The sequence below is a fragment of the Rhizobium sp. S96 genome, assembly GCF_030382195.1.
In the GTDB taxonomy this organism is placed as follows: Bacteria; Pseudomonadota; Alphaproteobacteria; order Rhizobiales; family Rhizobiaceae; genus Rhizobium.
In genome coordinates this window covers 105,224-118,535 of sequence record NZ_JAUDRY010000037.1, presented here as the reverse complement: position 1 = coordinate 118,535, position 13,312 = coordinate 105,224, and the positions used below count along the sequence as shown (strand labels likewise).

General features: G+C 61.1%; 15 protein-coding genes. 12 read left to right on the top strand and 3 right to left on the bottom strand.

The features are described 5' to 3' along the window. Positions 1-12: 12 nt before the first annotated feature. Together tldD and QTL94_RS25445 are read right to left on the bottom strand one after the other, a co-directional pair. Positions 13-1,428 (bottom strand): metalloprotease TldD, encoded by a 1,416-nt coding sequence (tldD, locus tag QTL94_RS25450; RefSeq protein ID WP_289803446.1) that lies wholly within the window; start codon positions 1,426-1,428, stop codon positions 13-15. An 84-nt stretch (positions 1,429-1,512) separates the two neighbouring features. After that, complete coding sequence (locus tag QTL94_RS25445) at positions 1,513-2,100, bottom strand: invasion associated locus B family protein (RefSeq protein ID WP_065689725.1); 588 nt, start codon at positions 2,098-2,100, stop codon at positions 1,513-1,515. Positions 2,101-2,437: 337 nt separating this feature from the next. Between QTL94_RS25445 and coxB the strand changes: the two genes are divergently transcribed. The 6 genes from coxB to QTL94_RS25415 all read left to right on the top strand — a co-directional run bounded on the left by coxB (position 2,438) and on the right by QTL94_RS25415 (position 7,758). Then, a complete protein-coding gene (gene coxB / locus QTL94_RS25440; RefSeq protein ID WP_065689727.1) occupies positions 2,438-3,331 on the top strand; it encodes a cytochrome c oxidase subunit II in 894 nt (297 codons plus the stop codon). Between the two features lie 19 nt (positions 3,332-3,350). After that, entirely contained in the window at positions 3,351-5,051 is a 1,701-nt protein-coding gene (gene ctaD, locus QTL94_RS25435; RefSeq protein ID WP_065689728.1) for a cytochrome c oxidase subunit I, read from the top strand. Positions 5,052-5,119: 68 nt separating this feature from the next. After that, a complete protein-coding gene (locus QTL94_RS25430; RefSeq protein WP_289803445.1) occupies positions 5,120-6,076 on the top strand; it encodes a heme o synthase in 957 nt (318 codons plus the stop codon). Further along, on the top strand, positions 6,076-6,213 hold the full coding sequence (locus tag QTL94_RS25425) for a cytochrome c oxidase system small membrane protein (RefSeq protein ID WP_502944191.1): 138 nt from the start codon (positions 6,076-6,078) through the stop codon (positions 6,211-6,213). The genes QTL94_RS25430 and QTL94_RS25425 overlap by 1 nt, the downstream gene beginning before the upstream one ends. 1 nt (position 6,214) lies before the next feature. After that, entirely contained in the window at positions 6,215-6,820 is a 606-nt protein-coding gene (locus QTL94_RS25420; RefSeq protein ID WP_065689730.1) for a cytochrome c oxidase assembly protein, read from the top strand. Between the two features lie 59 nt (positions 6,821-6,879). Then, entirely contained in the window at positions 6,880-7,758 is an 879-nt protein-coding gene (locus QTL94_RS25415) for a cytochrome c oxidase subunit 3 (protein ID WP_289803444.1), read from the top strand. Between the two features lie 60 nt (positions 7,759-7,818). On the opposite strand, the gene QTL94_RS25410 is transcribed toward QTL94_RS25415, so the two are convergent. Then, the gene (locus tag QTL94_RS25410) at positions 7,819-8,460 is read right to left on the bottom strand and encodes a chloramphenicol phosphotransferase CPT family protein (RefSeq protein WP_289803443.1); all 642 of its coding nucleotides are present in this window, start codon (positions 8,458-8,460) and stop codon (positions 7,819-7,821) included. Positions 8,461-8,590: 130 nt separating this feature from the next. Here QTL94_RS25410 and QTL94_RS25405 point away from each other — a divergent pair, with 130 nt between their 5' ends. The 6 genes from QTL94_RS25405 to QTL94_RS25380 all read left to right on the top strand — a co-directional run bounded on the left by QTL94_RS25405 (position 8,591) and on the right by QTL94_RS25380 (position 13,309). Next, the gene (locus QTL94_RS25405) at positions 8,591-8,974 is read left to right on the top strand and encodes a DUF983 domain-containing protein (RefSeq protein ID WP_289803442.1); all 384 of its coding nucleotides are present in this window, start codon (positions 8,591-8,593) and stop codon (positions 8,972-8,974) included. Beyond that, a complete protein-coding gene (locus QTL94_RS25400; RefSeq protein WP_289803441.1) occupies positions 8,967-9,716 on the top strand; it encodes an SURF1 family protein in 750 nt (249 codons plus the stop codon). The genes QTL94_RS25405 and QTL94_RS25400 overlap by 8 nt, the downstream gene beginning before the upstream one ends. Before the next feature lie 62 nt (positions 9,717-9,778). Beyond that, entirely contained in the window at positions 9,779-10,780 is a 1,002-nt protein-coding gene (ispH, locus tag QTL94_RS25395) for a 4-hydroxy-3-methylbut-2-enyl diphosphate reductase (RefSeq protein ID WP_289803440.1), read from the top strand. Between the two features lie 229 nt (positions 10,781-11,009). Next, positions 11,010-11,975: a homoserine kinase gene (locus QTL94_RS25390; RefSeq protein WP_289803439.1), complete on the top strand. Its 966-nt coding sequence runs from the start codon at positions 11,010-11,012 to the stop codon at positions 11,973-11,975. Next, complete coding sequence (gene rnhA / locus QTL94_RS25385) at positions 11,972-12,412, top strand: ribonuclease HI (RefSeq protein ID WP_065689735.1); 441 nt, start codon at positions 11,972-11,974, stop codon at positions 12,410-12,412. The genes QTL94_RS25390 and rnhA overlap by 4 nt, the downstream gene beginning before the upstream one ends. A gap of 93 nt (positions 12,413-12,505) precedes the next feature. Next, positions 12,506-13,309: an endonuclease/exonuclease/phosphatase family protein gene (locus QTL94_RS25380; RefSeq protein WP_289803438.1), complete on the top strand. Its 804-nt coding sequence runs from the start codon at positions 12,506-12,508 to the stop codon at positions 13,307-13,309. The last annotated feature ends 3 nt before the right edge of the window (positions 13,310-13,312 follow it).

The following is a 13,312-nucleotide window of genomic DNA, read 5'->3' as shown; positions in this document are numbered from 1 at the left end:
GGGAGGGCCGTCTTACGCCTTAGTACCACCGACGGTGACCTGATCCATCCTGAGGTGCGGCTGTCCGACGCCGACAGGAACCCACTGGCCGGCCTTGCCGCAATTGCCGATGCCGGTGTCGAGCTTGGTATCGTTGCCGATCATGGAAATGCGCTTCATCGCGTCCGGGCCGTTGCCGATAAGCATCGCGCCCTTGACCGCGGGGCCGATCTTGCCATTTTCGATCAGATAGGCCTCGGTGCAGCCGAACACGAACTTGCCGGACGTAATGTCGACCTGGCCGCCGCCGAAGGAAACGGCATAGATGCCCTTCTTCACCGACGAGATGATTTCGTCCGGCGATTTGTCGCCGCCGAGCATGTAGGTGTTCGTCATGCGTGGCATCGGGACGTGGGCGTAGCCCTGGCGACGACCGTTGCCGGTTGGTCTCATACCCATCAGGCGCGCATTCTGCCGGTCCTGCATGTAGCCGACCAGCTTGCCGTCCTCGATCAGCACGTTGTAGGCCGAGGGCGTGCCTTCATCATCGATGGTGATGGAGCCGCGGCGATTGTCGATCGTGCCGTCGTCAACGACGGTCACTCCAGGAGCCGCAACCATCTGGCCGAGCAGGCCGGCAAAAGCCGACGTCTTCTTGCGATTGAAGTCACCTTCCAGGCCGTGGCCGACCGCTTCGTGCAGCATGACGCCGGGCCAGCCCGAGCCAAGCACAACGTCCATCGTGCCGGCCGGGGCTTCGATGGCCTCGAGGTTCACGAGCGCCTGGCGCAGCGCCTCGTCGGCGCCGTACTGCCAGCTGCCCTCGGCGATGAAATCACCGAAACCGATGCGACCGCCGCTGCCATAGGAGCCGGTTTCCTGCCGATCGCCTTCGCCAACCATGACGGAGATGTTGATGCGCGTCATTGGGCGGATATCGCGGACGCGATGACCATCGGCGCGCAGGATGTCGACGACCTGCCAGCTGGCGGCGACCGAGGCCGTGACCTGCCGCACCTTGTCGTCCTTGCCGCGCAGGTATGCGTCGATGTCCTGCAGGACCTTGACCTTCTCCTCGAAGGTCGGGGAGCCGATCGGGTTCTCGTCGCTGTAGAGCTTCTTGTTTGTGCCTTGCGGTGCCGCGGCATAGCTGCCGGAATAGCCGCGCGTCACCGCGCCGACCGCGTCGGCTGCGCGCTTCAGCGCCGAAACGGAAAGATCGCCCGCATGCGCGTAGCCGACCGCTTCGCCGGCCACCGCGCGCAGGCCAAAACCCTGCTCGGTGTTGAAGCTGCCGCCCTTGAGGCGACCGTTGTCGAACATCAGCGATTCCGCTTGGGCATGCTCGATGAAGAGTTCCCCGTCGTCAGCGCCGGACAATGCTTCGGCCACGAGCGAACGCATCTTCGCTTCGTCGGCGTCGAAAAGCGTCAGGAGATCGGTATTCATGTCTTTATGCTCCGCTGCAGCAGGAATGCTTTCAGCCGATGTAGGTCCGGTGGACGGTTCGAGCAAGTCCCGAAATCGAGAGGATCAGGGGAGGGCGTCGTAGCCTTCGGCAAAACCCTTGAGATCGACGGGGATGCCGATTCCTTCTTCGGGCGTCTGGAAGACGATGAAGGTGGCGCTGGCGCCGCTGCGGAAGGTTTTCAGCAGTTCGTCCTCGAGCACGACTTCGGCATAGCAGCCGTCAGCGAAGCAGCGGACGAAATAGGCGCGACCGATATCCTTGCCATCGACATTGAGGCCTAGGCCGTTCGGCAACAGCACTCCGAGGGGTGCGAGCACGCGCAGGATCTTCGACTTGCGGTCGGCGGTCTTTAGCACGACGACGGAAAGGCCGACTTCCGGCCGGTCTTCGGCGATCACGTTCTGCATCAGCGCGCACTGCTCGGTCGAAGCGCCGGCCGGCTTGTCGCACACGACAGACCATGCACCGTGGTTGGACTTCACAGTGCCAGGCGCCTGCGGTTGCGTCTGCCCGGGTGCGGCCTGCGTCGCAGGTGCGGCGGGGGCAGGCTGCGCGGGCGCAGGTTGCTGTTGGGCGAAAGCGGGAGCAATCGCTGCTGCCGCAATGCACGCTGTCAGCACAACCGGCCGTGCGAGGGAACGGAAACCCATGAAAACCTCTGCAATTCGAATCAGTGCCGCTAAGTTGGGGCCCGCCATGCAAAATGAAAAGCCCCACCCGCTGAAAAGCCGGGGACTACGGCGGAAATGGGACGTTTGTCGAAGAATGTTGGTGCCGCTGGATGGTCTGTCACAGCATTTTCCGTATCATTGCCAAAAAGATGGAACGTTTCGGTATGCTTGGGGGAATTCGTCTTCAGGCAAAAATGCCGCATAGACAAATGCTTTGGCCTGTTGCGGCGGATGCCAAACTGTGGTTTGAAGCGCAGAAGATGGCAAGGATTCTGCGCGTATTTTGCGCAGATCAGCGCTCGAGGGAGATATTAACGTGATTAAGAAGGCTTATGCAGCTCTGACCGCGCTGGTCTGTCTGCTTTTTGCTTCCGGCAGTTATGCCGACCAGCCACAGCCGTGGCAGGCAACATTGCAGCCGGCGGCCACGCCCATCATGCGGGACATTCATTGGTTTGAGCAATATACCCTGTGGTTTATCGTTCCGATCACGCTCTTTGTTTTGCTCCTTCTTATCGTCGTCTGTCTGAAGTTTCGCGCTAGCGCGAACCCGGTACCTTCCAAGACGAGCCACAACACGCTGATCGAAATTGCATGGACCGTGGGACCGGTCCTCGTATTGCTGTTTCTCGCCGTGCCGTCGTTCAACCTGCTCACCGCGCAGCTGACGCTGCCGGAAAATCCTGACGTCACGATCAAGGCGACCGCGACGCAGTGGCAGTGGAACTACGAATACGAAGGAACGGGCGAAAACCCGCTGGCATTCGATTCCTTCCTGCTCAAGGATGCCGACCGCGCAGCCGCCGGCAAGGAAGACAAGGCGATCTATCCGCGCCTCCTGACTGTCGACAACGAACTGGTTCTGCCTGTCAACAAGACGGTCCGCGTCCTCGTGACCGCGGCTCCGACCGACGTTATCCACGCATTCGCCATGCCGTCCTTCGGCGTGAAGATCGACGCCGTCCCCGGCCGTCTGAACGAAACCTGGTTCAAGGCAGAGCGCGAAGGCCTGTTCTACGGCCAGTGTTCCGAACTCTGCGGCAAGGATCATGCGTTCATGCCGATCGCCATCCGCGTCGTCTCCGAGGACAAGTACAAGCAGTGGCTGACAGCAGCCGCCGCTGATCTACCCGGAGCCTACAAGGCACTCATGGCCGCAACCGATGGTCCTGCAAAGACCGTTGATGTTGCCGAAAACGTCGCACAGTAAGGGAAGAGGGAACGGGACTATGGCTGGACCTTCCGCACACGATCATTCGCATGATCACGATCACGGCGCACACGCCCATGACGATCATCACCACGACCACTCGCACAAGCCGAGCTTCATCAATCGCTGGTTCTTTTCGACGAACCACAAGGATATCGGCACGCTCTACCTGATCTTCGCGATCATCGCCGGCATCATCGGCGGCGCGCTCTCCGTTGCCATGCGCATGGAGCTGCAGGAGCCGGGCATCCAGATCTTCCACGGTCTGGCAGCCATGGTTTACGGCTATGAAGGCGACGCCGCCATCGACGGCGCCAAGCAGATGTTCAACATGTTCACCACAGCGCACGCGCTGATCATGATCTTCTTCATGGTCATGCCGGCGATGATCGGTGGCTTCGCCAACTGGATGGTGCCGATCATGATCGGTGCGCCTGACATGGCGTTCCCGCGTCTGAACAACATTTCCTTCTGGCTGATCGTTCCGGCCTTCCTTCTGCTCATCATGTCGATGTTCGTCGAAGGTCCTGCCGGTGCTTACGGCGCAGGTGGCGGCTGGACGATGTATCCGCCGCTGTCGAGTTCCGGTACGCCAGGCCCGGCTGTCGACCTTGCGATCTTCGCGCTCCACATTGCGGGTGCGTCCTCGATCCTCGGTGCGATCAACTTCATCACCACGATCCTGAACATGCGCGCTCCTGGCATGACGCTGCACAAGATGCCGCTGTTTGCCTGGTCGGTTCTGATCACCGCCTTCCTGCTCCTGCTGTCGCTCCCGGTTCTCGCCGGCGCCATCACCATGATGCTGACCGACCGCAACTTCGGTACGTCCTTCTTCGTGCCGGAAGGCGGCGGCGACCCGATCCTCTACCAGCACCTGTTCTGGTTCTTCGGTCACCCTGAAGTGTACATCCTGATCCTGCCCGGCTTTGGCATCGTCAGCCACATCATCTCGACGTTCTCGCGCAAGCCGATCTTCGGCTACCTCGGCATGGCTTACGCCATGGTCGCGATCGGTGCCGTCGGCTTCGTCGTCTGGGCTCACCACATGTACACGGTCGGTCTGTCGCTCGACGCACAGCGCTACTTCGTGTTCGCAACGATGGTCATCGCCGTTCCGACGGGCGTGAAGATCTTCTCCTGGATCGCGACAATGTGGGGTGGCTCGATCAGCTTCCGCACGCCGATGATCTGGGCGATTGGCTTCATCTTCCTGTTCACCGTTGGCGGCGTCACGGGCGTTCAGCTCGCAAACGCCGGCCTCGACCGCTCGCTGCATGACACCTACTACGTCGTGGCTCACTTCCACTACGTTCTGTCGCTCGGCGCCGTGTTCGCCATCTTCGCCGGCTGGTACTACTGGTTCCCGAAGATGACCGGCTACATGTACAACGAGTTCCTGGGCAAGCTGCATTTCTGGGTCATGTTCATCGGCGTCAACCTGGTGTTCTTCCCGCAGCACTTCCTCGGCCTCGCAGGCATGCCGCGTCGCTACATCGACTATCCGGATGCGTTTGCTGGCTGGAACTACGTTTCCTCCGTCGGCTCCTACATCTCGGCTTTCGGCGTGTTGATCTTCCTGGTTTGCGTTTTCGAAGCCTTGGCTAAGAAGCGCGTTGCAGGTGACAATCCCTGGGGCCAGGGCGCCACGACGCTCGAATGGCAGCTGTCTTCGCCGCCGCCATACCACCAGTGGGAGCAGCTCCCGCGCATCAAGTAAGATGCGAGAAATTGCGACCGCCGCATGTTAGAATGCGGCGGTCGCCTTCAAGTTTGCAGGACGAGATAATGACAGTAATCGGCAATCGCAAAGCTCTTGCGCACGACAGCGACTTACGCCTGTCGGAAGCAAGCGCGCGCGATTATTTCGAGCTTCTGAAGCCACGCGTGATGTCGCTTGTGGTCTTCACGGCATTTGCAGGCCTGGTGGTAGCACCCGGTCACATCAATCCGGTTATCGGCCTGATCGCTATTCTCTGCATCGCCGTCGGCGCCGGCGCCTCTGGTGCGCTCAACATGTGGTACGATGCCGACATCGACGCCATCATGACCCGCACGGCCAAGCGTCCGATCCCCGCTGGCCGCATCGCACCGGGCGAAGCGCTTGCCTTCGGCCTAGTTCTTTCCTGTTTCGCCGTCACGATCCTCGGGCTCGCCGTCAATTGGCTCGCAGCCTCGATCCTCGCTTTCACGATCTTCTTTTATGCCGTGATCTACACGATGTGGCTGAAGCGCTCGACGCCGCAGAACATCGTCATCGGCGGCGCTGCCGGCGCCTTTCCTCCGATGATCGGCTGGGCCTGCGTCACCGGTACCGTCACCATCGAAAGCATCGTCCTCTTCATGATCATCTTCCTCTGGACGCCGGCGCATTTCTGGGCGCTCGCGCTCTTCAAGATGGGTGACTACGAAGCGGTTGGCGTGCCCATGCTGCCGAACGTATCGGGCGAACGCACCACGAAGAACCAGATCGTCGTCTATGCTGTCCTGACAGCCATCTGCGGCGTGCTGCCGACCGTTCTCGGCTTTGCAAGCATCGGCTATGGCCTCGTCGCTGCCGCCCTTGGCGCCATCTTCATCTACTGTTCCACCGCCGTCTGGCGGATGCCGGATGGCGATGAGAAGATGGTGCCCGCGAAAAAGCTCTTTGCTTTCTCGATCTTCTACCTGTTCGCCATTTTCTCCGCGCTGATGTTCGACCGGCTGGCAGCCGTGTTGGTGTCGCACACGGGAGGTTTCCTTTGATCGATACTGTCAAGCTTACGGACGCGCAGCGCAAGTCGCGCCGCAACCGCAATGTCGCGTTGGGATTGGTGCTCGCCGGTCTCGTCGTGCTGTTCTATGCGATCACCATCGTGAAGTTTACGTCGGGGCACATGTAAGATGAGCGAGACGCAGCGCACTCCAGGAAAGCCGCGCAATAATGGCGCTGTCGTTTTCATGTGCCTGGCCTTCGTGGTCGGCATGGGTGCTGCGAGCTATGCCGCTGTTCCGCTCTATCGCATCTTCTGCCAGGTCACCGGCTATAACGGCACGACCCAGCGCGTCGAGCAGGCGTCCAACGTCGTGCTGGACCGCACGATGCGCGTCACCTTCGACGCCAATGTCGCGCCCGGCCTGGAGTGGGAATTCAAGCCGGTGGAGCGTGAGGTCAACCCGCGCATCGGCGAAACCATCCAGGTCAACTTCGTTGCGGTGAACAAGTCCGACAAGCCAGCCTATGGCCAGGCCGTCTTCAACGTGACGCCGGGCGAGGCGGGTGCCTATTTCAACAAGGTGCAGTGCTTCTGCTTCAACGAGACAGTGTTGAAGCCTGGGGAGAAGCTTGAAATGCCGGTCGTGTTCTACATCGACCCGGATATTACCAAGGCCGTTGAATCGAAGGACATTCATACGGTTACCTTGTCCTATACGTTCTATCCGAAAGAGGGTCCGAAGCCTGTTGCTTCGAACGAGGGTGGAACGGTGACGCTTGAAAAGAAACTTTGATTGAGGGTTCGTTTCCGGCTAAGCCGGGACGAAGAGGAAGAGATCCGGGGATAGCTTAGATGGCCGAAGCGCATCAGAAAAACCACGACTACCACATTATTGATCCAAGCCCGTGGCCGCTGCTGGCCTCGATCGGCGCCTTCATCATGGCGTTCGGCGGCGTGGGCCTCATGCGCTACGTCAACGGCGGTTCGCTGCACATCTTCGGCATCGAATGGGCCCATCCGTGGCTGTTCTTCATCGGTCTCGCACTGGTGCTCTACGTCATGTTCGGCTGGTGGTCGGATACCGTGAAGGAAGCACACGAGGGCGCGCATACCCGCGTTGTCTCGCTGCATCTGCGCTACGGCATGATCATGTTCATCGCTTCGGAAGTGATGTTCTTCGTTGCCTGGTTCTGGGCCTACTTCGATGCAAGCCTCTATCCGCATGAAGCCATCCAGGCATCGCGCCTTGCCTTCACCGGTGGTCAGTGGCCGCCGAAGGGCATCGAGGTTCTCGATCCTTGGCACCTGCCGATCTACAACACCGTGATCCTGCTCCTGTCGGGCACGACGGTCACCTGGGCGCACCATGCGCTGCTGCACAACGATCGCAAGGGCCTCATCCAGGGTCTGACCCTGACGGTTCTGCTCGGCCTTCTGTTCTCGAGCGTCCAGGCCTACGAATACGCGCACGCTCCGTTCGCGTTCAAGAACTCGATCTACGGCGCGACCTTCTTCATGGCGACCGGCTTCCATGGTTTCCACGTTCTGGTCGGTACGATCTTCCTGGTCGTCTGCCTGATCCGCGCGCTCCGCGGCGACTTCACGCCGAAGCAGCACTTCGGTTTCGAAGCGGCAGCCTGGTACTGGCACTTCGTTGACGTGGTCTGGCTGTTCCTGTTCTTCAGCATCTACGTCTGGGGCGGCTGGGGTGCGCCGCTGGCAGCGGGCTGACGAAAACAGCATCGAATTGAAAAGGCGGGTGCCACGGCACCCGCCTTTTTCTTTGCCTCGTTACCGGGCCTCGGCGATCCGCTCGAAGGCCGATGGCACGGGAATGCCGAGGTCGAGTTGATGTCGGATCGCCTCTGCGCATTCCGCCGGTGTCAGGACGGAGGTGTCGACCTCCAGATCGTAGATACCAGGGATATGCGCCTTCTCTTGCCAAAGCTGGACAGGCGCTGGAATGGCGCCGTTGCCGTCCGCTTTTACATAGAGGGCTTCGCGGCCGGGAACCACGATCTCGCGACGTTGCATGATGACCTCGATCGGACATTTCACACCGACGAAAAGCACCGGAAAACCTTCGAGCCGCCGCGCACAATCCACCAGAATCCCCAGCGGCTGCGAGTAGGCGTCATGATGGCCGAGATCGGCAACGACGTTGAGGCCGAGCCCCGCATGGATGGCGATCGACTCATAGAGCGCCGCATAGAGGAACGGCACAATTTCCTCGAGATCCGGACGCTCGCCTCCCGGCCGCAGCCCGATGCCCGGCAGGTAGCGTTCCGGCGTCATGCCGTTGTAGGTATCGACGCCGAGGTTCATCCACGGGCCTTCGAATTGCTCCTGGATCGCCTTGGCAATCGAGGATTTCCCGCTACGCGGTGCACCGTTCAGGATGATGATCTGTCCGGCCGAGCTGTCATTGGTCATCAGTTTTCTTCTTCTGTTTGGCGCGAATCAGTGAGGCGAAAGCGCGCAGGCATTTCCTTTCGTTCTGCGAATACTTTATGGGTGAGTTAAGGCGGGTTCCCGGTGAACCACAGCTGATTGGAAGGATAGCATGAACGAAGACGATGCGCATTTCCCACCGGTCGATCCCGTGAAAACTGGCATCAGGGGCTGCTGCCCGCGCTGCGGCCAGGGGAAGCTTTTCGACGGCCTGCTGTCGCTGAAGCCGCGCTGTGCGGCTTGTGGTCTGGATTTTGATTTCGCGGATGCTGGCGATGGCCCGGCGGTCTTCGTCATCCTGATCGTCGGCTTCATCGTCATCGGCTCGGTGCTCTGGCTGGAGGTGAACTATGCGCCGCCGATCTGGCTGCACATCCTTCTCTTCGCGCCGCTGACCATCATCCTGTCGTTGATCTCCCTGCGCTGGTGCAAGGGCATTCTCATCGCCATGCAATACCGCCACAATGCCCGCGAAGGACGCCTTTCCCGTGACTGACATTCAAAGCCCGGCGCCGCGCCGCAAGCTGCCGATCTTCACCGGCGCTGCGGTGCTGGTCGCATTCGCCATCCTGGTCTCGCTCGGCACCTGGCAGGTCGAGCGCCTGCAGTGGAAAGAAAAGCTGCTGGCCGATATTGCCGAGCGCCGTGCCGCTGCACCCGTCCCGCTGGACGCCATCGAGGCGATGGCGGCGAAAGGCGAAGATATCGAGTATCGCCAGATGATGGCGAGCGGCGTCTACGACAACAGTCGCGAACGCCACTTCTTTGCCACCTGGCGCGGCCAGACGGGCTACTACATCTACACGCCGCTGCAGCTCGCCGACGGGCGCTATCTGTTCGTGAACCGAGGCTTCGTTCCTTACGACAACAAGGAACCGGAGATGCGCATGCAGGGCCAGCTGACGGATCAGCAGACCGTCAACGGCCTCGCGCGGGCCAAGCTTCCAGGCAAGCCGTCCTGGGTGGTGCCTGACAACGACATCGCCAAGAACATCTTCTACTGGAAAGACCTCGACGTGATGGCGTCGAGCGTCGGCCTCGACACGGCGAGCGTCGTGCCCTTCTTCATCGATGCGGACGATACGCCCAATCCCAAGGGCCTGCCGATCGGCGGCGTGACCGAGATCGATCTTCCGAACAATCACCTGCAATATGCCTTCACCTGGTACGGGCTTGCCGCCACGCTGGTGGTGATCGTCGTGGTTGCGCGGTTCCGCAAGCAGGGGGCAGCGCAATAGTATCGCTTCAATTCTCGCCTATATTGGGTTAGAGAGCGCTATCTTCACACACCGGAACAGACATGAATATTGCGGCCAAACCTCCCTTGATGATCAGGCTTTGCGGGCCGCGCGGCTTCTGCGCCGGCGTCGACCGCGCCATCCAGATCGTCGTGCTGGCGTTGAAGTCCTATGGCGCACCGGTTTATGTCCGCCATGAGATCGTCCATAACCGCTATGTCGTGGAAGGTCTGGAAGCCAAGGGTGCCGTCTTCGTCGAGGAACTCAACGAGATCCCCGAAGAGCATCGCGCCCAGCCGGTTGTCTTCTCCGCTCATGGCGTGCCGAAGTCGGTTCCCGAAGACGCCAGCGCCCGCAATCTCTTCTATCTCGACGCCACATGCCCACTGGTCTCCAAGGTGCACAAGCAGGCGATGCGACACAACAAGCTCGGTCGCCACGTGGTCCTGATCGGCCACGCCGGCCATCCGGAGGTGATCGGCACGATGGGGCAGCTGCCGGAAGGCTCGGTTTCGCTGATCGAGACGATCGAGGATGCGGACGTCTATGTGCCTGCTGATCCCGACAATCTCGGCTATGTCACGCAGACCACGCTTTCGGTGGATGACACCGCCGGCGTCATCGCCCGTCTGCAGGAGCGTTTTCCCAATCTGACCGCGCCCTCTGCCGATTCGATCTGCTACGCCACGACCAACCGCCAGGAGGTCGTGAAGCAGGCCGCGCCCGGCTGCGATCTCTTCATCATCGTCGGGGCGCCGAATTCCTCGAATTCGAGACGTCTGGTCGAAGTGGCGCTCAGGGCAGGGGCGACGAAGTCGCTGCTCGTTCAGCGCGCTTCCGAATTGAACTGGGACGAGATCGGCCCGATCTCGACACTCGGCCTCTCTGCCGGTGCTTCGGCGCCGGAAGTGATTGTCAACGAGATCATCGAAGCTTTCCGCAGCCGCTTTGACGCGAAGGTGGAACTTGCTGAAACCGTTCAGGAAAACGAGCATTTCCTCGTCAACCGCGAACTGCGCAATATCGAACTGACAACGGCCGACATGGCATTCGTGAACGGCTGACGGCGGATGGCTGGCGGGCGTGGGGAATACCCCCTCTGTCCTGCCGGACATCTCCCCCACAAGGGGGGAGATAGCAAGCGGTGTACTTCTCGGTCCGTCGCGACCGTATTTGTTTGGGGAAGACGATGCTCCTATCCGTTCTCCCCCCTTGTGGGGGAGATGCCCGGCAGGGCAGAGGGGGTGTCATCTCCGCGCCTGTATTTTTTTGAACCCAGATTGAGAGCCCGCCTTGGCAGTCTACACCGATATTTCAGAAGACGATTTGAAGTGGTTCCTGACGGAGTACGAGACAGGCACGCTGCTGTCCTACAAGGGCATTGCCGAGGGCGTCGAGAACTCGAACTTCCTGCTGCATACCAGCAAGGACCCGTTGATCCTCACGCTTTACGAGAAGCGCGTCGAGAAGAACGATCTGCCCTTCTTCCTCGGGCTGATGCAGCATCTGGCCGCCGGCGGCCTGTCCTGCCCATTGCCGCTGCCGCGCAAGGACGGCGAATTGCTCGGCACCCTGTCGGGCCGCCCCGCCGCGCTGATCTCCTTCCTCGAAGGCATGTGGCTGCGCAAGCCTGAAGCCAAGCATTGCCGCGAGGTCGGCAAGGCGCTGGCACAAATGCACGTCGCCGGTGAAGGCTTCGAGCTCAAGCGGCCGAACGCGCTCTCCGTCGATGGTTGGAAGGTGCTCTGGGACAAGTCCGAAGCGCGCGCCGACGAGGTGGAAAAGGGCCTGCAGAACGAGGTCCGCACCGAGCTCGATTTCCTCGCCGCTCACTGGCCGAAGGATCTCCCCTCGGGCGTCATCCACGCCGACCTCTTCCCCGACAACGTCTTCTTCCTCGGCGACGACCTGTCTGGCCTGATCGATTTCTATTTTGCCTGCAACGACCTGCTGGCCTACGACGTCTCGATCATTCTGAACGCCTGGTGCTTCGAGAAGGATGGCGCCTACAACATCACCAAGGGCATGGCGATGCTTGAGGGGTACCAGAGCGTGCGCCCGCTGAGCGAAGCAGAACTTGCGGCGCTGCCGATCCTGGCGCGCGGCTCGGCGCTGCGGTTCTTCCTGACCCGGCTTTACGACTGGCTGACGACGCCGGAGGGCGCGATGGTCACCAAGAAGGATCCGCTCGAATATCTGCGCAAGCTGCGCTTCCACCGGCAGATAGAAAACGCTGCCGAATACGGGCTCTCCGCATGAAGCACGTCGATATTTACACTGACGGCGCCTGCTCCGGAAATCCCGGCCCCGGCGGCTGGGGCGCAGTGCTGCGCTATGGCGAGGTCGAGAAGGAACTCTGCGGCGGCGAGGCTGAAACCACCAACAACCGCATGGAGCTGCTTGCCGCCATTTCGGCGCTGACGGCACTGAAGAGCGCCTGTGAGGTCGACCTCCACACCGACAGCAAATACGTCATGGACGGCATCTCCAAGTGGATCTTCGGCTGGAAGAAGAACGGCTGGAAGACCGCCGACAAAAAGCCGGTGAAGAACGGCGAACTCTGGCAGGCGCTCGACGCCGCCAACCAGCGCCACAAGGTCACATGGCACTGGGTGAAGGGCCACGCCGGGCACCCGGAAAACGAGCGGGCCGACGAGCTTGCCCGCAAGGGCATGGAGCCGTTCAAGAAGCGGTAGAGCGGCGGCTCAACCCGCGTAAAAACAGCCACATGAGGCGCTTTCCTGCATCGATCCGGCAGGCGCTTGAATCAACGCTTGAGGAGAGCTGCGGTGCGTGTGATCTCGTTGAACGCCTGGGGCGGCAAGCTCCATGAGCCGCTGATCCGCTATCTTCGCGATGCCAATCCTGATGTTCTCTGCCTGCAGGAAGTGACCCGCTCGGTCGGCGTCGCCTCCGACTGGCTGGAGTATCGAGACGGCAGCCACATCCTGCCGCAGCGCGCCAATCTCTTCGACGAGATCAAGGCGATCCTTCCCGATCACGACGCCGTCTTCGCGCCGACGGCGCGCGGCACGCTCTTCGACGGTGAGACGCTGGTCTGGTCCGAATTCGGCCTCGCGACCTTCGTACTCAACCGCTATCCGGTCATCGGCCGCGCGATGGATTTTGTCCACGGCGATTTTTCCGCTGACGGCTACGGCGAGCATCCGCGCCCGCGCAATGCTGATTGCATCAGGCTCTTCGACTACGCCAGTAACAGGCCCATCACCATCGCTCAGCTGCACGGCCTGCGCGACCTCGCCGGCAAGGGCGACACACCGGCCCGCCACGCCCAGGCGCAGTCGCTGGTTTCGCTGATCCGTCGCCTTTGGCGCACCGGCGAACGGCTCGTCGTCTGCGGCGATCTCAACCTCCTGCCCGATAGCGCGACCTTCACGGCGCTGGCCGAACTCGGCCTCACCGATCTGGTCACCTCCCGAGGCCATACCGATACCCGGACCTCGCACTACACCAAGGAGGGCCGCTACGCCGACTACATGCTGGTGACGCCGGATGTTGATGTGGCGATCTTCGACCCGGTCGCACAGCCCGAGGTGTCCGATCACCGCGCGCTACTGTTGGAGATCGAATAGGGC